At 56.1% G+C, this 21,759-nt stretch carries 16 protein-coding genes; 7 read left to right on the top strand and 9 right to left on the bottom strand.

From position 1 onward, the window contains the following. Nucleotides 1-10: 10 nt before the first annotated feature. From RBB75_RS04040 to RBB75_RS04030, 3 genes are all read right to left on the bottom strand, one after another. Nucleotides 11-1,807, bottom strand: coding sequence for a glycoside hydrolase family 13 protein (locus tag RBB75_RS04040; protein ID WP_353069627.1), 1,797 nt, complete (start codon nt 1,805-1,807; stop codon nt 11-13). 27 nt (nt 1,808-1,834) lie between these two features. Beyond that, nucleotides 1,835-3,694: a glycoside hydrolase family 13 protein gene (locus RBB75_RS04035; RefSeq protein WP_353069625.1), complete on the bottom strand. Its 1,860-nt coding sequence runs from the start codon at nt 3,692-3,694 to the stop codon at nt 1,835-1,837. Between the two features lie 74 nt (nt 3,695-3,768). Then, complete coding sequence (locus RBB75_RS04030) at nt 3,769-4,965, bottom strand: GntR family transcriptional regulator (protein WP_353069624.1); 1,197 nt, start codon at nt 4,963-4,965, stop codon at nt 3,769-3,771. 510 nt (nt 4,966-5,475) lie between these two features. On the opposite strand from RBB75_RS04030, the gene RBB75_RS04025 reads away from it, so the two are divergent. From RBB75_RS04025 to RBB75_RS04000, 6 genes are all read left to right on the top strand, one after another. Beyond that, nucleotides 5,476-9,183: a TonB-dependent receptor gene (locus RBB75_RS04025; RefSeq protein ID WP_353069623.1), complete on the top strand. Its 3,708-nt coding sequence runs from the start codon at nt 5,476-5,478 to the stop codon at nt 9,181-9,183. A gap of 200 nt (nt 9,184-9,383) precedes the next feature. Then, entirely contained in the window at nt 9,384-10,361 is a 978-nt protein-coding gene (locus RBB75_RS04020; protein WP_353069622.1) for a tetratricopeptide repeat protein, read from the top strand. Between the two features lie 306 nt (nt 10,362-10,667). Beyond that, nucleotides 10,668-12,188 carry a tetratricopeptide repeat protein gene (locus tag RBB75_RS04015; protein ID WP_179639435.1) on the top strand — a complete coding sequence of 507 codons (1,521 nt, stop codon included), beginning with the start codon at nt 10,668-10,670 and terminating at the stop codon, nt 12,186-12,188. A gap of 77 nt (nt 12,189-12,265) precedes the next feature. Further along, on the top strand, nt 12,266-14,032 hold the full coding sequence (locus RBB75_RS04010; RefSeq protein ID WP_179639434.1) for a tetratricopeptide repeat protein: 1,767 nt from the start codon (nt 12,266-12,268) through the stop codon (nt 14,030-14,032). Nucleotides 14,033-14,427: 395 nt separating this feature from the next. Further along, entirely contained in the window at nt 14,428-16,110 is a 1,683-nt protein-coding gene (locus tag RBB75_RS04005; RefSeq protein WP_406703567.1) for a CRTAC1 family protein, read from the top strand. Between the two features lie 58 nt (nt 16,111-16,168). Continuing rightward, nucleotides 16,169-16,750, top strand: a complete 582-nt coding sequence (locus RBB75_RS04000; protein ID WP_353069621.1) for a YceI family protein — start codon at nt 16,169-16,171, stop codon at nt 16,748-16,750. A 109-nt stretch (nt 16,751-16,859) separates the two neighbouring features. Here the strand turns inward: RBB75_RS04000 and RBB75_RS03995 are convergent, their stop codons facing one another. The 3 genes from RBB75_RS03995 to RBB75_RS03985 form a co-directional block, all read right to left on the bottom strand. Beyond that, nucleotides 16,860-17,036, bottom strand: coding sequence for a hypothetical protein (locus tag RBB75_RS03995; RefSeq protein ID WP_353069619.1), 177 nt, complete (start codon nt 17,034-17,036; stop codon nt 16,860-16,862). 43 nt (nt 17,037-17,079) lie between these two features. Next, nucleotides 17,080-17,622 (bottom strand): hypothetical protein, encoded by a 543-nt coding sequence (locus RBB75_RS03990; RefSeq protein WP_353069618.1) that lies wholly within the window; start codon nt 17,620-17,622, stop codon nt 17,080-17,082. Between the two features lie 185 nt (nt 17,623-17,807). Next, nucleotides 17,808-18,068, bottom strand: a complete 261-nt coding sequence (locus RBB75_RS03985; protein WP_179639430.1) for a GlsB/YeaQ/YmgE family stress response membrane protein — start codon at nt 18,066-18,068, stop codon at nt 17,808-17,810. A 339-nt stretch (nt 18,069-18,407) separates the two neighbouring features. Here RBB75_RS03985 and RBB75_RS03980 point away from each other — a divergent pair, with 339 nt between their 5' ends. Beyond that, on the top strand, nt 18,408-19,142 hold the full coding sequence (locus RBB75_RS03980) for an MgtC/SapB family protein (protein WP_179639429.1): 735 nt from the start codon (nt 18,408-18,410) through the stop codon (nt 19,140-19,142). A 106-nt stretch (nt 19,143-19,248) separates the two neighbouring features. Here RBB75_RS03980 and RBB75_RS03975 read toward each other — a convergent pair whose 3' ends face one another. The 3 genes from RBB75_RS03975 to RBB75_RS03965 all read right to left on the bottom strand — a co-directional run bounded on the left by RBB75_RS03975 (nt 19,249) and on the right by RBB75_RS03965 (nt 21,376). Further along, nucleotides 19,249-19,797: a cupin domain-containing protein gene (locus tag RBB75_RS03975; protein WP_353069616.1), complete on the bottom strand. Its 549-nt coding sequence runs from the start codon at nt 19,795-19,797 to the stop codon at nt 19,249-19,251. A 414-nt stretch (nt 19,798-20,211) separates the two neighbouring features. After that, nucleotides 20,212-20,961, bottom strand: coding sequence for a hypothetical protein (locus RBB75_RS03970; RefSeq protein WP_179639427.1), 750 nt, complete (start codon nt 20,959-20,961; stop codon nt 20,212-20,214). 70 nt (nt 20,962-21,031) lie between these two features. Further along, nucleotides 21,032-21,376 (bottom strand): STAS domain-containing protein, encoded by a 345-nt coding sequence (locus RBB75_RS03965; protein WP_179639426.1) that lies wholly within the window; start codon nt 21,374-21,376, stop codon nt 21,032-21,034. Between the last annotated feature and the right edge of the window lie 383 nt (nt 21,377-21,759).

The following is a 21,759-nucleotide window of genomic DNA, read 5'->3' as shown; positions in this document are numbered from 1 at the left end:
CGGCCAGTGTTTACTGGACCTCTGCGATCCAGGTGGCGTACGGTGCGAGGGTGACGGGCTTAGTGAGTGGGGCGTGATTGATGACGGGGTCGTTGGTTTCGAGGGTGGCGGTTGCGCCTTTGGTGAGGCCTAACGCGGCATAGTCGTATTTCAGAGTTTGGGGTTTGCCGGAGAAGTTGAGCGCTACGAGGACAGAGGGTTTGCCGGGTGGCCCTTGGCGCAGGTAGGAGAGGACCTCTTCGTTGGGATTGAGGACGGTCATGCTGCCTGCGTAGAGGGCTGGGTTGGTGCGGCGTAGCTCGATGAGACGTTTGTACCAGTTGAGCATGGACTCGTGGTCGGGTGACTCGACGGCGACGTTGACGGTCTTGTAGTCGGGCGCGACGGGGAGCCAAGTGGTGTTGGCGGTGCTGAAGCCTGCATTCTTCGAGTCGTTCCACTGCATGGGAGTGCGTTCGCCGTCGCGGCCTTTTTGTTTGGGCCAGCCGGTGATGCCTTCGGGGTCTCTTACGTCTTCCACGCGAGTGGGAGTTGTGGTGACCATGCCGATCTCGTCGCCGTAGTACATCTGCGGGGTTCCTCGTGAGGTGAGGAGCAGAGTTGCCATCATGCGTGCGATGCGGGCCTTCATGGCGGGATCGGTGACGCCGATGCTGTAGCGGTCCCAGATGCGGTCCTGATCGTGGTTGCCGAAGAAGAAGTAAGGCTGGCCGTGAGCGGGGTTGTTCTCTACCTCTTTGAGGAGCTCGCGGAACTTTGGCGCGGAGAGCTCGTTGACGTCGGCTACCTGGAAGTCCATGGGGAGCTGGACCTCGTCGTTGTTGGCGCCGTACATCTTGGAGAGCTCGAAGATGTTGGGTTCGTCCGCTTCGCTGATGAGGACAGGATTGCCGGGGTATTGGTCGACGACCTTGCGCATCTCGCGGAGCATGTCATGAACTTCGGGGAGGTTGTCCGTGTATTTGTGAACGATGTTGGGGTCGCCGAAGGCGTTGGTACCCGGAAGGATGGGGTCGTCGTGGAGGTTGGGATCTTCGAAGAGGCGGGAGACGGCATCGATGCGGAAGCCGTTGACGCCTTTGTCCATCCAGAAGCGGAGGACGTCCATCATGGCCTTGATAACTTCGGGGTTGCGCCAGTTGAGGTCGGGCTGCTGGACGTAGAAGTGGTGGTAGTAGAACTGCTTCGTGGTGGCGTCGTACTCCCATGCAGAGTGGCCGAACCAGCTCTGCCAGTTGTTCGGGGGGGTTGGTTTGCCGTCGGCGGTGAAGCCCTTGGGGTCGCGCCAGATGTACCAGTCGCGTTTGGGATTGGTGCGGGAGGAGCGTGATTCCTTGAACCAGGCGCTCTGGTCAGAGGTGTGATTGGGAACGTAGTCCATGATGACGCGGATGTTGCGGCGTTTGGCTTCCGCGGTCATGTGCTCGAAGTCGGCCATGGTGCCGTACTGGGGATCGATGGCTGTGTAGTCGGCGATGTCGTAGCCGAAGTCGATCTGCGGCGACGGATACATGGGGCTGATCCAGATGGCGTCGATGCCGAGCTGCTTGATGTAGTCGAGACGGGAGGTGATGCCTTTGATGTCGCCAATGCCGTCGCCGTCGGTGTCCTGAAAGCTTCGGGGGTAGATCTCGTAGATGACGCCGTGCTTCCACCAGGGGTCGGCGGTGGTGTTCTTCTGGTCGGCTGCGGGGGGGGCCTGAGTTGCAGTTTGAGCAAACGCGCCCGGTAAGAGACTACCGAGCGCGAGGGCTGCACAGAGGAGGGAGTTTGCAATGCCTGAAGTGCGTAACGGCGTTTTGTTCACGAGCGACCCCTTTAGGCGTAGCTGTAGCTATTTGCTGGAGCCGATCTGGCCAATCTGTCCAATCCACGACGCGTACGGCGGTAGCGTGATGTTCTGCAGGCTGGTGTTTTGTTTGAGACCGGGTGCATTGGTAAGGACCGTGGTCACCGCCTTGCCGGAGCCGCTCGCTTTGCCGAGATCGAGCGAGATGGTCTGGGGTTGAGCGGTGAAGTTGAGCGCTACGACGACTGAAGGATGGCCGGCGACGCCTTCGCGAAGGTACGAGAGAACAGATGGATTCGACTCATCGAGTATGACCTGTTTTCCGTCGCGAAGTGTGGGATCGCTTTTGCGCATTGCGATGAGCTGCTTGTACCAGTTGAGGAGCGAGTCGGGTTCGATCTCTTCCGCCTTCACGTTGATGGTTGCGGAGTTGGATGGGACGGGAAGCCATGTGGTTGATGATTCGCTGAACCCGGCGTTCTTGGAGTCGTCCCATTGCATGGGTGTGCGCTCGCCGTCGCGGCCTTTTTCCTTTGGCCAACCTGTGACGCCGATGGGATCCTTCACATCTTCTTTGCGCTTGGGTGTCGAGGTGACCATGCCGAGCTCTTCGCCGTAGTACATGAGCGCGGCGGAGCGGGAGGTGAGGAGGACGGCTGCGAGGATTCTAGCGATGGCCTGATTGTGCTCACCGTCGCTGTAGCGATCCCAGGAGCGGACGTTGTCATGGTTGTCAAAGACGAAGAGGGGTTGCGAGCCATTGAGCTTGGTCTCGGCATCGTTAAGGAAGGTGCGAAAGCTTGCGGCATCGAGCTTGTCGTGGTCGCCGTGGAAGCCGAGGAGCATGTCCATGGGGAGTTGCAGCTCATCGTGCTTTGCGCCACCGTACCACTCGTTGAGCGCGGCGGTATCGGGAAGATAGGTTTCGCCGATGAGGACGCGGTTGCCGGGATATTTTTCTACCATGGTGCGCATGCGGCGCATGACATCGTGAACGTCAGGGAGATTGCTGGTGTAGATGTCTTTGAGGTTGGGATCGCCCTGGGCGTTGATGCCTCCAGCCTCGGGTTCGTTGCGGAGTTTGGGGTCTTCGAAGAGAGTTGGGATGGCGTCGAGGCGGAAGCCGGCTACGCCGCGGTCGAGCCAGAAGCGCATGGCGTCGAAGCAGGCCTTCTCGACGGCGGGATTGCGCCAGTTGAGGTCGGGCTGCTGCTTGTAGAACTTGTGGTAGTAGAACTGATGGACGGCCGGGACCCACTCCCATGCCGAGCCGCCGAAGCCGGAGACCCAGTTGTTGGGCGGGACGCGGCCTTCGTGCTCGAAGCGCTTTTGATAGGCAGTGACGTTGGGGCCGTTGGCGGGAACGCCGTCGTTCCAGACGTACCAGTCATGCTTGGGGTTGGAGCGAGAACTCGCGGAGTCGATGAACCACTGGTGTTTGTCTGAGGTGTGGTTGAGGACCATGTCGAGGATGACGCGAATGTTTCGCTGTTTGCCCTCGGCGATGAGGTGGTCCATATCGGCGACGGTGCCGTACTGCGGGTCTACGGACTGGTAGTCAGAGATGTCATAGCCGAAGTCGACCTGGGGCGAAGGATACATGGGCGCGATCCAGATGGCGTCGATGCCGAGGCTTTTGAGGTAGTCGAGGCGCTGAGTGATGCCGTTGAGATCGCCGATGCCGTCGCCGGTGGAGTCCTGAAAGCTGCGGGGATAGATCTCATAGAAGACGGCGTGCTTCCACCAGGGACCGTCATTATGTGTCGCGGCGGCGACGGATGAGGGCTGCGGTGTCTGACTGAGCGCGTGGCTGCCGTAGGTCCAGAGCGCGCTGGCGGCAAGGATTGCGAGCACACGCAGCCAGTTTGAAGTAGATGTGTTGGAACGGCGTAACTTAATAGTCAAAACAGGCCTCCGGGGAGTTCGCAACACTATAGCATTCGGGATGCAAGCTGCGACCTAAGGATATGGCATTTTGATTAGGTGAGTTTGTGGGTGGGCGAGGGATGAGTTCCGCAAGAGCTGCGCAAGACTGTTTTCGTCTGCAAGAGGATGTCGCGGGTGGGGAGGTCGGGTTTTTCGAGTCGCTGTAGCATGGTGGCAATGGCCATGGCGCCGATGTCGGCACAGTTCTGATGCTGCGTAGTGAGTGGCACGGGCAAAAGGCTCGCGTATTTCACGTCATCGATTCCGACGATGCGGATCTCCTCCGGGACGCGTATTCCACGAGCTGTAAGGCCTTGCATGATGCGAGCGGCTGTAATGTCGTTGGCGCAGACGATGGCGTCCGGATGGCAGTCTTTGAGTATCGTCTGAAGAAATTTAGGATCTTCCGGATCGCCAAGGCGAACGAGATCGTGTTGCTGGTTGCCTCCTCGCGCGAGCAGAGCCTCTCGATAGCCGGCGATTCGTCCGTGAACCGTCGAGGCCGAGAGGCGCCTGGCGACGAAGGCGATGCGTTTGGCTCCGTGCTGAAGCAGATGCTGGGTAATCAGAAAGCCGGCGCTGCGGTTGTCGATGCCCACGAGGTCATACTTTGAGCGGCGGGGATAGGGAGCGTAGCACCTGTCGAGCAGCACGACCGGAATTCCTGCACGATCGAAGGCAGAGGCGATGCGGCGGTTGACGATGTCTTTTTCTGGAGTGAACTCGAGCGGCGCAAAGAAGACGCCTGAGACTCTTTGCGCGATGTACTTATGGCAGAGCTGCTCGGCCTCCTTCTGCTGCTGGGCGAACTCGCCCATGGAGTGCCCCCACAAGAGGGAGTGCGGCCGGGAGAGAGGTGACCGCATCATGCCGTTGCAGATGGGCTCGAAGATTTCGGTTCGGCCGAGATCGGGAATGAGAAGCCCGAAGACGTGATCGGCCGAGGCAAGAGGTGCAAGAACGTGGGTGCCTGCGCCTGGCCGTCGCGATACGAGGCCCTGCAGCTGCAGTTCATGAACAGCTTTAGCTACCGTGATGCGTGAGGTGTTGTAGCGCTCACCGAGTTCGGCTTCGCTGGGAAGACGGTCTCCACGGCGAAGGATTCCGGCTTTGATGGCGGAGTGAAGATCCTCGAAGACCTGGCGATACTTTGGCGTGGTGGAGGAATCTTTTCTGCTGCGGGATTTGGGTTGCGATTCGACGGCTGGCGACGGCGAGGTGTCGATTCGGTGGACCGGCTTCTTCTTCATGTCGTCAACCCCGAGAGATTGGTTTGAGGTCTGTCGCTAATGTATAGACAAACTTGTCTTCCGACGAGTTTGGAACTCAATTCGTTACTTGGAATGTGGTCAACCTTTTGATTGATATTTTGCTGCACCTGCGACGTTGCTGGGTTTGTGAAAAATTACGCTTAACGTATATCTATCAGCAATTTAGCGGTCTTATAAAACAAAACTGCAGTAAGATTGCCCAGCTAAAGGTAGGACCAATTTCTTAAATCTTCTTCGTACTTTTCATAAAGATTTGTCCTGTCAACAACTTGCAAATTATTAACAGCTCTAGGTCGTTGACATTGTCTCGAGGCCGCGAGTATTTTTCGGTTCGATTCAAAAGGTCAGGAACTTCGGGTTTGAAAGGGCGACATTTGCCCTGACTACGTCGTGCAAGATTGATGCCGTTTGAATTCTGAAGTGATGTTCGGCAGCACTCATAGATGATTGCCAACAGTTAGCAACGTGAAGCACTTTTGGAGGTTTGCAATGAGATTTATGACGCGCGCAACAGTGGGGTTGATATTTGCCGTGTGTGCTCTGGCGTCTTCGCCGGTGGCATATGGCCAGGCAGTTTACGGATCGATCTTCGGCTCGGTGACGGATACCACGGGCGCAGCGGTCCCAGGGGCGACTGTGACGGTGACCGACGAGGCCAAGGGGACAACTGTCACGGCGACCTCCAACGGGAGTGGCGAATTCACTATTGAACACTTGATCCCAGACCTCTACGACGTGAACGTGACCGCGCAGGGTTTCAAGGGATTTGAACAGAAGGGTATTCAGCTCTTTGCCGATACGTCGACCAAGGTAGTAGCGGCCATGACGGTCGGAGGTTCGGATCAGACTGTGGAAGTCGATGCAGACCAGGTTCCGCAGTTGAAGACTGACCGCGCGGATGTTTCTACAATCTTCGGCTCGAAAGAAATTGGCGATCTGCCGGTTGGTGGCCGGAACTTTACAAACCTTCAGCTTCTTCTTCCGGGTGCGCAGTTGCTTGGCTGGAGCCATGCTCCAGATGAAAACCCACAGGGGAGCGCCCAGATTCAAGTCGATGGACAGGCCTTCGGTGGCGTTGCTTTCATGCTCGATGGTACCGATAACCAGGATCCAATTCTTGGAATCATCGTGGTGAATCCGAATCTTGATTCACTTTCCGAGACCAAAATAACGACGCAGAACTTCGATGCAGAGTTTGGTAAGGCTGTCTCGTCGGTGGTGACTGCGCAGACGAAGTCCGGTTCAAATAAATTCCATGGTTCTGCTTTTGACTATCGCACCAGCACTGCAAACCTTGCGAAGGATCCCTATACACAGTTCCCTGCCGAGGGCGGCAACGCCGGCAGCGCCATTGCTCCAGGTCTGAAGAATTTGTTTGGGGGATCGATTGGTGGTCCGATTTGGAAGGATAAGTTCTTCTTCTTTGGCGACTACCAAGGTGCGCGTCAAAGAGTAGGAACCACCTCTTCGACCATCGTCCCTACTTCCCTGGTTACCTCCTCGTGTCTAAGTGGAAATGGTTGCAATTTCAGCGAATTTGTTAACCCTGGGTTAGGCCTGAATTACCCGGTGTATCACAACGTCGACGGCGCCTCGGTGCAGTATCCGGGGAATGTCGTACCCCAAAGTGACCTTTCTGCTCCGGCCTTGAATTACATCAAGGCCATCGCACAGTACGCTCCAAACAAGATTGGGGCCAGTGGTTTGCTTGACACCTATGTCCAAGGTGGAACAGGTATCTTCAACAGCAATCAGTGGGACGTGCGATTGGATGGACAGATTACACAGAAGGCGCACGCTTTCGTTCGCTTCAGCCGGTTTACAGATACGCTGACTGGAACCTTGCTTCTTGGAGCGGCTGGAGGCCCAGGCTTTGGCCTTGGTGGATATGGTGGAAACTCCACAGGCGCAAACGACAGCGTGGCGTCGGGTATGGACATTGCTGTGAATTCAACACTCGTCACAGACTTCAGACTGGGCTACTACCGCTATAACATCATCGATTCGAAGTTCGACGCTGGAACGACGGCGGCCTCTGATCTCGGATTCGGCGGTCTCAATACGGCGGACCCTATTACCAGCGGTCTACCGGGCTTTCAGATCAATACGTTTACCGGCAATACTCAGACAGAGTGGGGAGCCGGTCTTAACATCAATCGCTGCAACTGCCCCCTGATTGAAAAAGAGGACCAGTATCAAATTGTTAATAACTGGACTAAGACAATTCGCAATCATGCCGTAAAGGTTGGAGTTGATCTTCGCTATGCACGAAACCTTCGGGTGCCGAGCGACAATGACCGCACCGGACTATTCAATTTCAATGGAAATGCAACTGCGCCCTCTGATGGTACGACTCCGGGCCTTGGCTTCGCCTCCTTCGTAAAAGGGGATGTAAATACCTTCAATCGATACGTCAGCACCTCGACCAACGCGAAGGAATTCCAGAAGCGTACGTTCTTTTATCTGCAGGACACCTGGCGCACGACCTCCAAGCTGACGCTCAATTTGGGCGTTCGTTACGAACTCTACTTCCCTGAGGATGTCAACGGAACCGGCAACGGCTCTCTTCTAGATCTGACGACCGGCTACCTACACGTAGCGGGTGTTGGGGGCGTTCCAACTAACATGGGCTGGGGCGCAGCGAAGAACGCCTGGAATCCACGTGTGGGTGTGGCGTACCAAGCGACCGATAAGACTGTCGTACGCGCCGGCTATGGCAGAAGCTTTGATTTAGGCGTATTCGGCTCAATCTTCGGTCACGTCGTAACCCAGAACCTCCCTGTTCTTGCGAATCAACAGATTACGGCAGCGGGTTCGAACGCTGCCAGTTATGTCCAGCCGTTTGATCTCACAACCGGGCCTGTAGCAAATCAAACAGTTACAGTTCCTTCCAATGGTCTGCTGCCGAATCCTGGCTACGCCGTCAACACGAAAGCTCGTCCTAACCCTCTGAAGCTTCCAACACTTGATGCCTGGAATCTAAGTGTCCAGCAGTCCATTACGCCGACCTTGTCTTTGACAATGGCTTATGTGGGCAATAAAGGAACTAATACCTTAAGTGCAGGTGATGGAAACAACACAAATCCAAATGAGCCAGGGATCTTTCTACCGGCGGCAGACAGCGTGACGGGAACTCCGCTGCACTACGATCCGGCCGGCGGCAACTGCTGGCCTCTCGGTCCTAACTGCACGGCGGCTAATGTCATCAATTCCGCGACCGGAGCAGTATCTTCACAGAATTTCCTAAAACGCTACTATGGCGGCAGTGTTGCGGCTTGTAAGGATCCGAACTATTCGCAGCCCACGGGTGAAGGTCTCGCTCCAGGCGCTTGCGGATGGAATCAGCCCATCTCCTACTATGGAGACAACCAGAATACTCACTTCAATGCATTGCAGGTGACTGTAGCTAAGCAGATATCTCATGGGCTTTCATTCACAGCGAACTATGCCTGGCAGCGTGGGTTCAACTACAACAACAGTTATGCTACCTGGTTGAAACAGGCTGCCTATGGGCGCGACGATTCGATTCGTGAGCAACAACTGGTTGTTTACGGTCTCTATGAGCTACCCGTGGGTCGAAACAAGCTGTTGCTTCCTAACTCGAACCGAATTGTGGATGAGATTATCGGCGGATGGCAGCTAAGTCCGGTACTCAATATTTCGAGTGGTTTACCGTATAGCCTTTCGATGGCTAACTGCGCGTCTTCGGTTGGCGGAAGCGGGATCGGTGACAACAGTGGTCACCCCACTGCGGCACCATGCTATCCGAACGGTAACCCAGGAAATTTCCATCCCAAACAGGGTAGCTTCAACCCGGTCAGCCACTCCAGGCCGTACTTCACTGCTCTTCCGGCCTTGTGTCCCGCATCGGGAGCTGGTTCGGGTGGCTTTTCTTGCCCGGGCCTGGATCAGATAGGAAACACGGGCCGGAACAGCAACTTCGGTCCGCATTTCTTCAACACCGACCTGGCAGTCCAAAAGACCTTCCCGATCAAGGAAAGCATCTCGGCGATGTTCAGAATGGATGCGTTCAACGTCTTCAACTACATCAGCTCAGGTACCCCGAATGGCAACTCTAATAGTCTCGCTATCGATAGTAACGCTGCCATCACAAATGGTATCGGAGGCAACGGTATAGGGCCTGTTGGGGCATCTAGTCCGCGCCAACTTTCGTTTACGGCGAGAGTCACCTTCTAGCCGAACGAATTGTGCGAAGAGGGGAGCTTCGGCTCCTCTCTTTTATTTTGAGTTACACTCGGTCCAGATCTTTTATGTGTCACCTGCTCAAAGTGGTTCTATTTCGTTGCTTCACTTTTTCTGCGGTGCTGTCGCTGCCATTTGGGTTTGCGCAAAGTTCGACGCCAACTTTGCCAACAGAACCGACGCCTGAGACAAGGGTGTCCGCTCCAGGAGCTGCTTCTGGCGATGCTTCGCTCAACTTGGTGCAGTTGCGGGCGATGATCGATCGGGGGCGTACTGAGGATGCTTTGAAGAAGTTGGATGTGCTGGCTGCAGAAAAGCCGGTGCAAGCAGGGGTCTATCGGGTGCGGGGGTTGGCACTGTATTCGCTGAATGATTTTACGGATGCCGATGTTGCGCTTACGAGTGCGCTAAAGCAGGACCCCCATGATGAAGAGTCGGCGCAGTTACGAGGCCTGACGCTGTTTCGCATGGGGCGGCCTGCGGACGCGATTCCTCTGCTCGAGTCCACGTCCAGCTGGACAACGCAGACCAAAATCGATCCTAACTATGTGCTCGCACTCTGTTATATCGACACCAATCAGTATGACAAGGCGCGTGCGGCATTCGCGACACAGTATGGCTTTGCTGCTGATTCGGCAGCGGCCTATCTTCTGGCTGCGCGAATGCTGCTACGGCGAGATGGCCTGCCAGTGGCGCAGCAGTTTGCTGCGAGGGCGCTGGAGTTAGACCCGCAGTTGCCGCTGGCCCATTTACTGCTCGGCGAAGTCGCGCTCGCCGGAGAGCATCTGGATACGGCGATCGCGGAGTTTGAGAAAGAACGGAGCCGTAATCCGCTGGATGGGAGCATCTACGATAGGCTGGGGGACGCGTATAGCCGGTCGGGGGACTATACGAAGGCTCAGCAATCGTTGCAGCGCGCGCTGTTGTTGGAGCCGAATTCGACGGGGCCTTATATTCTGCTTGGTAAGGTTTTACTGAAGCGACAGGATCCTGCCAGCGCGTTGATGTATTTGGAACGTGCCGAAAAGATGGACTCGAGCAACTACATTACGCATAGTCTGTTGGGACAGGCGTATCGATCGCTGGGCAGGACAGGGGACGCAAGTCGAGAGACCGAGATCTCGCACAAGATACAGGCAGCGAACGAACCCAAACTGGAAACGCTTCATTGAAGATAAGGGGCATGCTTGTCGCGGAAGAAGCCAATGCGGATCACATCGCAAGACAGGTCTTCTCGGCGCGATGGCGGATCGTTGCAGAAGCAAGTAGCCTGGCATAGGTCGGCGCGAGGCCTCAGTCGTTTCGTGGTAACGGCTGTGGTCGTTCTGTTGGTTCTTTTTTTTGGGTTTTCTAAGACAGGGGTTCGCGCTTCCGGCACTGATCAGGCGAAGGCTGATGGGGCTGTAACTTCGGCAAATCCCGATGCGATATGCGCGGGGTGTCACCGGGAGATCTACGAAAAATATGAACGAACTCCAATGGCGCGAGCTAGCGGGACTGCCATGGAGGGTTTGCTGCAAGGCGGCTTCCTACATACTGCTTCCGGAGTTCGCTACAAGGTGTTTTCCCGGGACGGCAGAGCCTGGATGTCTTATGACCGCGATGATGCGCCGGAGATATCGAAGGAGCGATCCGTTCTGGATGGAGAGAAAGAGCTGCTCTACTTCATAGGGTCAGGACATCGTGGCCGTACTTATCTTTATGAGGTGGAAGGGGAGTGGTTTGAGATTCCCATCAACTTCTACGGCAAGAGACAGTTGTGGGACATGGCTCCCAACTATGGCTCTGCGAAAACTATGCCTGCGGCTTTGCCGGTTGATTCGAATTGTCTCCATTGTCATGCTTCCTCGGTGCAGATAGCATTGCCTGGGGCGCGCAATCGCTATGAGGGGGCACCGTTCCTGCAGGGTGGGATCGGATGCTCTGCCTGTCATGGGGAGGCAGCGAAGCATCTGGAGGAGCAGGGGCGCGGGCCTATTGTGAATCCCGCAAAGCTGGATACCGCCAGAAGGGATAGCGCTTGTCTTCAGTGTCATCTTGAGGGAAATGTGGCTATCTACCGGGCGAGAAAATCGCTTGCGGATTTTCGAGTAGGGGATGATCTTGCCGACTATGTGGTTTATTCCGTCAGGGCAGATGCAAAGACTGGTGGCAGACGGGCAAGTAGCCAGTATGAAGCGCTTTTGCGGAGTGCCTGTAAGGCCGCTAGTGGAGACAAGTTGACCTGTACGACCTGCCACGATCCACATCGCTCCCCAAGCGCGGAGGAACGAGTTAACTACTTTCGCGAGAAGTGTCTTACCTGTCATACGGGCGTGAAGATGGCGACGGCACACCATCCCGAGCAGAGGGATTGCGCGGTATGTCATATGCCTACGCGCGAGGCCGCAGACATCTCTCATGAACAGGTGACTGATCACGATATTCAGCGTCACCCGCACTCAACAACGCCGATTGCGCGACTTCTGGATACTGCTGAGGCGGACGATTTGGTGCCGGTGGGAAGGGTATCGGCCGGCGATCGGGAGATGGGATTGGCGTATGCGCAGCTGGCCGCGAGCGGAAACCAAAAGGATGCGGAGAAAGCTTTGCGGCTGCTGCTGAAGGCAGAGAGAGAGGGATCGAGTGATGTCGAGTTGCATACGAAGCTTGGACTGATTGAGCAGATGTCTGCGGACAACAACGATGCTCGCAGAGAGTACGCGGCTTCCTTGAAGGAAGCTCCCTACGATGCTACGGCGCTGGGGAATCTTGCGATTCTGGACGCGGTCTCGGGGCACACGGCTGATGCGGTTAGTCTGCTGCAACGAGCGATCGATGCGGACCCCAGTCAACTGACGGCTGGGTTGAATCTGGCGTTCATCGAGTGCAGGGTTGGTAACAAGAAGAAAGCGTTACAAATACTGACAGGACTGACTCGGTTTGATCCCGATGATCCGACACTTCGCAAGTTTCTTTCGTCCGGCACGTATGCTGGCGAGCGATGCAGTCTTCTGTAGGGAGCGCGCAGGACAATAAGTGCAAGCGGGGAAGAGATTTGGCGTTTCATTGAGGAAGATGTGAAGAGATAGATCGTATGGGTAGGTTTCCTCAGAATGAGTTTGTTGCGGTGAAGGCGATATTGATTGCATGGATGGCGCTGTCGAACGCCGCTCTTTCGCAAGAGCCTTCGGCTGCGTTGAAGAAGGCGGATGCGGCGTACAGGGCAGGTCAGGCTGCGTTGGCTCAAAGAGATTTGAACGCCGCACAGGCTGACTTTGAGCAGGTAGTTAGACTCGCCCCGCAGGCCGAGCAGGGGCACAGTGCGCTCGGGGCAGTTTTGGTAAGCCGGGGGCTTGTGAAGGAAGGCATTGATGAGCTTGAAAGAGCGCTGGCGATAAAGAGCACAGACAATACTGCACAGATGAATCTTGCGATGGCGTATGAACAGATCGGTTTGCCGGCGAGGGCGATTCCATTATTTTCCAAATGCGAAGCAGAGGCGCGGCTCGAGAGGCGCACGCTGCCGCCTTACGTCCTCGCCGGATATGCGCGTGCGCTTGCGGCAAATCGTCAGGTTGGGCTTGCTGTGACAAAGATGAAAGCTGCGCTTGCCGCAGACTCACAGAACGCTGAGCTTCACGATGAGCTGGGTTCGTTGTATGCGCGGCAAAAAGATTGGCCTCACGCACGAGAGGAGTTTGTAACAGCCGTTGAACGTAATCCCAATCTTGCGGTCGCGCATTTGCATCTTGGGCTGGCGATGCAGGCCCTAGATGAAAAGGATGGGATCTCTGAGTTGATGCAGGCAGCACAACTGGCTCCGCAGGATGCGATGATTGCGTTTGAGTATGGCAAGGCGCTGGCGGCAGATGGAAAGGACACAGAGGCGATTCTGGCGTTCCAACATGCTCTGGAACTCGCGCCGGGCACCACTGCGGCTTCGTATCAGTTGGCTCTCGCGTTACAGCGGTCGAACAGAGCGCAGGATGCGATTGTGCTGCTGAAGAATGTAGTCGCCGCAGAGCCGGACAACGCAGAGGCGATGACGAACCTTGGGATGGCGCTATGCCAGGTGCAACAGGCGAAAGAGGCGGTGCCGATTCTTGAGCGCTCGATTGCAATTGCACCTGAGAGTGGGACGGCGCATCAAGACCTTGCGGCCGCTTATGTGCAGTTGAGCCAGTTTGGCGATGCGGTGGTGGAACTGCACCAGGCGTTGAAGCTGGCTCCTGACGCCCCTCAGCTGCACTACAACCTGGGTCTTGCGCTGAAGATGCAGGACGATGCGGCGGGCGCTATTCCTGAGCTGGAGACCGCGCAGAGGCTTGATCCGTCGGCGGCCGAGGCTCCTTATCTTCTGGGTGTGCTCTACATGCAGACCGGGCGGTATGAGGATGCAGCGCGTGAGATGAATATCTCGTTGAAACTTCGTCCTGAGAACGGAGATGGATGGGCGACGCTGGGAAGCGTCTACGACAAGTTGAATAAACTACCCGAAGCCACGTCGGCACTGCGAGAGGCAATCCGGCAACTTCCGGGGCAGCCCGATCCGCATTTGACGCTCGCGGGTGTGCTCGTCAAACAAAACCAGCCGGGTGAGGCTGCAACGGAGCGCAGAAAAGCAGCAGAGCTGATGCGGAGCAACATGAATCGTCAGCGCGCGGAGGTTGCTACCAACGCTGGAAACTCTGCGTTGAAAAACAACGACGTGGAGGGCTCGGTTACACAGTTTCAAGATGCATTGAGCTATGACGCGAACTACGCTGAGGCTCATCTTGGTCTTGCGGCGGCTCTCGACAGGAAGGGTAAGACCGCAGAGGCGGCGGCTGAACGTCAGAAGGCTGCGGCGGTGAAGCCTTAGCTGGCCTGTCGTAAGCCGGCGTAGAGTATTCCCAATTGCTGCTTGAAGGGCTTGTGTACAGTGCGTTGGAGCGTTCGCTATAATTCGGCGGACAGGGAATGGATGGCTTGTTACTGGCGTAACGCTTACAGTTGGCATACATCAACTCGCTGCATGTTATTCCCACTGAAACCAGGGTCACTTTGAGAACAGGATTCACTGACTTGAATCGCCGTAGATTTATCCGATCCCTTAGCCGAACCGCACTGGTGTTGCCATTTGCGGATATTCTGGCGCTGGCTTCGCCGTTGCAACAGCAGGCCCCGCCGCCGCCAAAAGGGATAGGTCCGCAAGAGCGCAGCTATGATGCGAAGACTGCTCCGCCTCCGCCTGGCGAGAGGTCTCCGATAGAGGATATGCCGCTTGGGGTAAGTTTTTTCGATGTGGCAAAAGAAGCTGGTCTGACAAGCAAGACGATCTACGGTGGGGAAGCAAAGAATAAGTATCTACTAGAGACGACGGGGTGCGGGTTGGCTTTTTATGACTACGACAATGACGGATGGCTCGACCTATTCCTTGTCAATGGGTGGCGCCTGGAGGGGTTTCCTGCGGGACAGGAGCCACGATGCCATCTCTTCAAGAATAATCGGGATGGAACCTTCACGGATGTCACCGCCGGCTCCGGCCTGGAGCACAAGACCGGCTGGGGGCAAGCGTGCTGCGTGGGGGACTATAACAACGATGGCAACGACGATTTATTTGTAACTTATTATGGTCAGAATGCGCTGTACCGGAATAACGGGAATGGAACCTTTACCGATGTGACGCAGCAGGCGGGCCTGATGCAGCCTGGGCCAAAGGTGCGTTGGAATACAGGATGCACGTTTGTGGATTACGACCGCGATGGGCATCTCGATCTGTTTGTCGCCAACTACGTCGACTTCGATCTGAAGACCGCGCCTTTGCCCGAGGATGGACCGTGTACGTATAAGGGGATACTGGTGGCGTGCGGTCCGCCGGGGCTGGCTGGCGGCAGGAACATCCTGTATCACAACAACGGTGATGGAACCTTTAGTGACGTTAGTGAGAAGTCGGGGATGTGGACTGCGGTAGGAACCTATGGGCTTAGTGTGGCCGCATCGGATCTGGACAATGATGGCTGGCCTGATATCTATGTTGCAAATGATTCGGCGCCAGCCACGCTCTATCTGAATCAGAAGGATGGAACCTTTCGCGATATCGCGATCGAGGCCGGGGCCGCGTTGTCGGCTGAAGCTAAACCCCAGGCGGGGATGGGTGTTTCGATCGGAGACTATAACCACAGCGGCAGCTTCGACATCGTGAAGACAAACTTCGCGGGCGATACCGATTCGCTCTACACCAACATGGGGGACGCGACATTTGAAGACCACACTTATCCCAGCGGATTAGGCGAGAATACGCGCCTGCTTGGATGGGGCGTTGGCTTCTTTGATATGGATAACGATGGGTGGCTCGATATTCTGATGTCGAATGGGCATGTTTATCCTGAGGTGGATAAGTCGAAGGCTGATCTTAAATATGCGGAGCACAAATATCTGTATCGGAACCTGCACAATGGCCGTTTTCAGGACGTCACCAATAAAGGTGGTCCAGGGATATTGGAGGATGTGCCTGCTCGCGGCTGTGCCTTTGGCGACTACGATAACGACGGCGACTTGGATATAGTCGTGAACTGCATTAACGCTGGACCGCAGCTTCTGCGCTGCGATTCGACGCTAAATCGTAACTGGATCAAGATCAAACTGGTTGGAGTGAAATCGAATCGTTCCGGAATTGGCACCAGAGTGATTGTGACCGCTACAACAACACCTGATGTGGCAAAGCCTTCCAGACAGCTTGATGAGCTAAGGAGCGGAGGCAGCTATTTTTCACAAAACGATATGCGGATGCACTTCGGGCTCGACCAGGCCAAAAAGGTGGATATGGTGGAGATACGATGGCTTAGCGGGCAGGTGGATCAACTCAAGAATCTTGAGGTCAACCAGCTTTATGTTGTTCAGGAAGGTGGAAAGATCTTAAAAGCCGGTCCACTGAAGGCAGCAAAACGGAAGGGTTAGACGCGAGGCTTTCCTTCTTGTTTGACAGCGGAGCGGAGACATTTCAAACTCAGGCATCATGCGACTAGCCCTTCTCAGTCTTTTGACAATTGTCTTGCTGCCGACACCAGGCAACGCTCAAGCTCCTGTCTTCAAAACGACTCCGAAGGACAGCAGCATCAAGTTTTTCGTGAAGGCCTCTGTTTCTCTGGTCGGTAAATTCGAGAAGTGGGATGCCTCTCTGAAGTTCAACTCTTCGGATGTGACGACGGGTGTACTGGACATCAAGATCGCGGCGGCCACAGTGAACACCGGAAGCGGGATGAAGGACCAAAAGCTGAAGAGCAAGGATTTTTTCGACGTGGAACAGTCCCCGTCGATCACGTTCCACTCAACGAAGGTAGTGCAGACCGGCCCCGAATCTTTTGATGTTTTGGGAAATTTTTCCATACGAGGCGTGTCTAAGCCCGAGACTTTGAAGTTGACGGTTTCAGGCAAGGGCACGGGGACCGGCAGTATCAAAGGGTCGATGGCCTTTGACCGCAAGGACTATGGGATGACGAGTGGAATTCCTTTTGTGAAGATCGCCGACCGCGTTCAAGTGGATGTGGACCTGAAAGTAGAGCAGGTCAGCGGGCCACGGCTGGTTTATAAGCAGTAGTCTCCCCTGCTGCGAGTGGCCAAGAGTGAATGTTCGACTGTTGCATTGGCCAGCCGTCGCCTTGTGGGTGCGAAGCCGAGACGGACTTGCCCTTGCGCGAGGGTGAACGCTATTCGTTAGCGATCATCTCGCGCACTTCGGCGAGGTGCTGCTTGAGTTGCGAGATCTTGAGGGACCAAGAGCCCTCTGGGTCGGGATAAGGCTCACCGGCGGCGTAGAGACGCTCGGCTTTGGCGAGGCCTTCCGTAATGTGGGCCATGCGGTCTTGCAGGGTGGGGCCACTCATTGGGAAGAGCGTATCACTTTGCAGACCGAGGAGGAGTGAGTTTCTACCTTGAAAGAACAAGGGATTTGAGGTGGCTTCCGTCGTAGTAGAACTGGTTTGCGGGACCTACCAGTTTTTCGTAGACGAAGGACTCTCGTGAGATGGTCACTTTTTTGGCGCCGTAGAGATCCTGGTAGCTGCCGCGGTGGAGCTTCCAGACAACCATTGGGGCTGGAACCTGAGTGGGAGGAATGACCGGTACTGTGATGGGGCGGTCTTTTTTGAGGTAGACAAGGGTGAGTTTTTCGAGCTGGCTGGTCTGCTCGCCTGCCTGGGTGGGGTCGCGCTGAATGAGAGCGATGAGGTAGGAGGTCTTTCCTTTCGGATAAAAGTTTCCCGAGGTGACGCCGGGGCATTCGCCTGGGTGGTTGCCCTTCCATCGTTGCGGGTCGGTGCCGGCGAGATCCTGGGGTTGCAGGATGGTCCAGCTGTCTTGCTCGACGGCTGTGCGGATCGATGGAGGGAGGTTGTTCAGGCAGTCCTCTGCGCGGACGTTTGCCGAGAGGGAGAGGAGGGTTGCAAAGAGGATGCCTTTAGAGACGCTCATCGTACTAGCTTCGTCTGCCCTGAGGGGTTTAGCGATACTACCTTTAGGGGAGATAGCTTTGCGGTATACGAGGATTCGCGCGCCTTCGTACGAATGCCCATATCTTCGAAGACGGAGTCGAAACCGAGATCGAGATATGGGCACGCGGATTGGAGCGCTCGGAGGTATCCGCTTGGGCGGCCGACTTAGAGGTTTCGAGCTCGGTTGCCAGTGACGAGGCGAAGGAGCAGGGTAAGGAGGACTGCTCCGACGATGGCGACGATGACGGTGTAGATAAGGCCGCCGGACCCTGCGTAACCGAGCTTCTGCATGATGAAGCCACCTACGACGGCTCCGATGATGCCGATGACGATATCGCCAATTGCGCCGTAGCCGCTGCCTTTCATGAGCTTTCCGGTAAGGAAGCCAGCGATGAGACCAACAATAATCCACCAGATAATAAACATTTCATACTCTCCTGAGAGTTGAGATAGGGGCCCGCGCAGCTGTGTTGGAGTGGCGTTCGGATCGATACCTGCGGCTCACATCCGGGAATACAGTCTTTCAGAGAACATTCCGTTCCGGCGAGTTGTTCGTCTTTAGTATTTTGCGCCTAGATTCGATCCGTAGAGTTCGGAGAAGCTTATCAGGATCGGCGTTGAAGGGGAAGATCAACTTCTTGTGCCAGGGTAGTTCGTGATCGCCGCTCCGGGAAGAGGTTGCTCGTCAAAATCGAAGTGTGAACAAGGGTCGAGATTTGAGGGGGGAATGTGCAAAGCTATATGGGAAAGGGCGATAGGTAACTTATGGCGAACCCCTGGCTGCATTGGTGGACCGATTCGACGGCGCTTTTGCAACAGCCGACGTTTCCACGCCTGGTGGTGGCTCTGGTGCTCGGCGCCTGCGTTGGAGCGGAACGACAGTGGCGGCAGCGGGCGGCTGGGCTGCGCACGAATACGCTGGTGTGCTTTGGCGCCGCGGCGTTCGTCGATCTGGGTTTGACGATAGCGCCGGGAACGACGCAAGTGATTGCCTACGTGGTCTCGGGCGTGGGCTTTCTGGGTGCAGGGGCGATTATGAAGGACGGCGGCAATGTGCGCGGACTAAATACCGCTGCCACGCTGTGGTGTTCGGCCGCTGTGGGCGCATGTGCCGGTGCGGGGGAGCTGCTCGATGCGGTCTTTGTAGCGGTGCTGCTGGTAGCGATCAACTCCGTGTTGCGTCCACTGTCGCGGTATATCGATCAGCGGTCTCTGTCGGTCCTGGAGACTCACACGTTTTACAGGCTGAGGCTTTTTTGCGAGACAGAGTTCCAAGCGGAGGCTCTGTATCAACTGACGCGGGAGATTGCGGCGCGTTCCCTGGTACTGCGGAAGACGATCTCGGAGAAGGTCGAAGGTACGGAAAACTCGGTGGTCCAGGTCGTTCTTGAATCGCCAACGCATGATGCGACTGTTCTGGAGGGGATCGTTGACGAGCTGCGGGAGTATCCGTGGACTCAGTCGGTGGAGTGGACTGAGACCGGGAGCGAGGCTGAGTAGCTGATTCAGGGCGTTGCTCTGCGCGTGTAGATTTGCGCTTGTTGCTCTGGGTGGTTTGCCTTTCTCTCGAAGGGCTCTGGAATCTTCTGACTTGTTCCTCGGTGCGTCAGGAGCGTTGGAGCATCTCGGTTTTGTACTTTGGGTTGAGGGCTTCTACTTTGGCTTTGAAGGCTGCCTGGGCTGCTGCGTCCAGCTTTGGGGGTGGGGTGGTGCGGGTGGCGACGGGTACGCCGATCTCGGCGAAGAAGTCCTCCTGGCCGGCGGGTGAGCAGAGACAGAGGAGGCGTACGGGCTGATCGCTTGAATTGTGAAACTGGTGGGGTGCGTTGGCGGGGATGTGGATGGTTTCGCCAGCTTTTACGGTGGACTGCACTCCGCGAAAGGTGGCTTCCATCTCGCCTTCGACGAGGATGAAGGTCTCTTCGAAGTCGTGGCGATGAGGTGGGGGGCCGCCGCCGGGTGGGATGTGCATGTCGATGAGGCAGAAGCGGCCTGCGGTGTCTTTGCCTGAGAGAAGGACGGTGTAGGTGTCTCCTACTAATCCGATATGGGGCCGATTTTGGTCGTCGGCGCTGGCGAGGATCAGGCTGCGGGCTAGATCGTCGGGCGGTAGCAGGAGCGTGTTCTGGGTGCCTTGATCGGAACTACTGGGCATGGTGCGCCCTCCTTGATGGGCCATTCGCTGCGCGCGTATACCTGTTCGATGGCCGAGTCTCAAGCGGGGTTGTGGGCTCGTCGCATTCGGGTCGCAAATTGATGGTGCAGTAAGAGAAGCGAATTACTGCTTTGTGCGAATTCGCTACTGAGGTGAGCCGCTGAAGTATGCGTACTATTTTGACAACTCATCTGTAGGGGGCTGTACGTTTCAGATGGAGATTTTGTTGGCGGGGAGTTGTGGTGTTTTTCAGGGGATTTCGGGAAAAGGGAGTGTTTTGTGGTGGTTTTTTGATGGTGAACACGTGGTGGATTGCGTGGCTAACGTGGTGTTTTGGCAGTCACTTTTTCGAGGTAAAAAAATACGCCAGGTTTTCCGGATTTATTTTTTGCAGGTTCTCTTTTTGGAAGGATGTTATTTGGGGCATGCGTCGGCGCAATACGATGCCGTCATGAGAAAGCCGACGGTCGCGATGGCGCATCCGATTCCGGCGGTTCCGCCGCAGATGATGAGAGCGGCGAGACCGGAGATTCCGTTGCACAGGGCGTGACAGTTGCGCTCGGCCCAGACGTGAGGATGGTCCTCTTTCTCGGGGTGGATGCCGGTGGTCTTCTCCAGGCCGTGGACTTTGTCCTGTACCGGCCCATTGAGTGGGGAAAGCTGCTCTTTGACGTTGCCGGGGAGGACGGAGTCGAGTGGGGGTGGATACTTTGCGTTGTCGGGGTTTGAGGAGCTGCCGATTGAGCCGGAGAACTCCTGCTTGTTGCCTGCCTGCTGCTCGATGACCACTCTGAAGGTGACCTGTGGGGGCTGGTTGGGTTGATTGGGAGACTGTTTCGCGTTGACCTGGATGTGGTAGGTGAACCCGTGCCCGTCGGTCAGGGTTTGAGAGGTGAGTGCCTCAGTTGGAGAGGTGTTGATGAGGGTTGTTTTGGTCTCGAAGAGCTTTGCGCCGTCTTTGGTGACGACAATGTGGACAACGTCGCGGCCGTTCTGCCTGGTTTCGGTGATGTGCATGTCGACGCCGCCGGCGTTGATGGTCTGGTCTGCGATGGGTGTACCAGAGGGTGTCTGCGCGAGGGCTTCCAAGGTGGCAGTTGCGGCGAGGGCAGAGGAGACGAGGCGAAGGGCTTCGCGGCGGGTGAGTTGTTTGATGGAGGACATTCTGTGCACACTCCTGAGCTGGAAGAGAAGTTGGCGGGGGGCCCATGTTGAGAGGCGGATCTATTATCCCTCACATTCTGATGTCGTGTTCGCCGACGATGGTGAAGGCTGGGAGGAGGTTGGTCATGATGAGGAGGTCTCGGACTTTTTTGCCGATGTGGCGGAGTTCAAGTTCGCAGCCGTGTTTGCGGGAGGAGACGTAGAGGCGGACGAGCGAGCCGAGGCCCATGCTGTCCATGTGGGTGAGGTCTGCGAGGTCGAGGATAAGGCGCTGGTGGGTGGGAAGCAGTTGGGACACCGGAGCGTGAAGGAGCTCGGTGGAACCCGCCAACAGTTTGCCGTGACAGCGTATGACGGCTGTGCTGCCGTGGTCTTCGATTTCGAGCGTGAAGGGCGGCGGGACGGATGCAGGCATGGGTGCTCCTTTGGGAGCCTATTCTATCGTTCGGAGTGGGGAGCGATTCATGCTTTCGCGCGAATTCTGGTTTCGTGGGGAGGAGGCATGAAATACGCGCCTAGCTTTGACAACTCATTTGCAGAGTTGTAGGTTTCATCTTATTCACAGATCTACTTGAAGCCGCAACGCAGGTATTCCGGGCCTTTCTCGCAGTCTCGAGTTACTCACGACTTTTGGAGGCGAAGATGTACTTTTCCGATCCGTGTGTTAAACGCGGTGTGTTTTGCTGCCAGACTCTGATTGCATTCCTTCTTATGGGCTGTTCCCATCCGACGATGATAGTGACAGGGCCAGGGCCTTCGGCGACTGCGCCCTCCTTACCAGGACTTCCTTTTTATACG

Origin of the sequence: Tunturibacter empetritectus (assembly GCF_040358985.1) — a bacterium.
Classification (GTDB): domain Bacteria; phylum Acidobacteriota; class Terriglobia; order Terriglobales; family Acidobacteriaceae; genus Edaphobacter; species Edaphobacter empetritectus.
The sequence above is the reverse complement of the archived record's forward strand: the minus strand, read 5'-3'. Positions and strand labels throughout refer to the sequence as shown.

Coding starts and splice junctions, on each gene's coding strand:
- RBB75_RS04030 (WP_353069624.1), bottom strand. CDS start 4,965: ATGAAGAAGAAGCCGGTCCACCGAATCGACACCTCGCCGTCGCCAGCC.
- RBB75_RS04025 (WP_353069623.1), top strand. CDS start 5,476: ATGAGATTTATGACGCGCGCAACAGTGGGGTTGATATTTGCCGTGTGT.
- RBB75_RS04015 (WP_179639435.1), top strand. CDS start 10,668: ATGGCGCGAGCTAGCGGGACTGCCATGGAGGGTTTGCTGCAAGGCGGC.
- RBB75_RS04010 (WP_179639434.1), top strand. CDS start 12,266: ATGGGTAGGTTTCCTCAGAATGAGTTTGTTGCGGTGAAGGCGATATTG.
- RBB75_RS04005 (WP_406703567.1), top strand. CDS start 14,428: ATGCCGCTTGGGGTAAGTTTTTTCGATGTGGCAAAAGAAGCTGGTCTG.
- RBB75_RS04000 (WP_353069621.1), top strand. CDS start 16,169: ATGCGACTAGCCCTTCTCAGTCTTTTGACAATTGTCTTGCTGCCGACA.
- RBB75_RS03995 (WP_353069619.1), bottom strand. CDS start 17,036: ATGAGTGGCCCCACCCTGCAAGACCGCATGGCCCACATTACGGAAGGC.
- RBB75_RS03990 (WP_353069618.1), bottom strand. CDS start 17,622: ATGAGCGTCTCTAAAGGCATCCTCTTTGCAACCCTCCTCTCCCTCTCG.
- RBB75_RS03985 (WP_179639430.1), bottom strand. CDS start 18,068: ATGTTTATTATCTGGTGGATTATTGTTGGTCTCATCGCTGGCTTCCTT.
- RBB75_RS03980 (WP_179639429.1), top strand. CDS start 18,408: ATGGCGAACCCCTGGCTGCATTGGTGGACCGATTCGACGGCGCTTTTG.
- RBB75_RS03975 (WP_353069616.1), bottom strand. CDS start 19,797: ATGCCCAGTAGTTCCGATCAAGGCACCCAGAACACGCTCCTGCTACCG.
- RBB75_RS03970 (WP_179639427.1), bottom strand. CDS start 20,961: ATGTCCTCCATCAAACAACTCACCCGCCGCGAAGCCCTTCGCCTCGTC.
- RBB75_RS03965 (WP_179639426.1), bottom strand. CDS start 21,376: ATGCCTGCATCCGTCCCGCCGCCCTTCACGCTCGAAATCGAAGACCAC.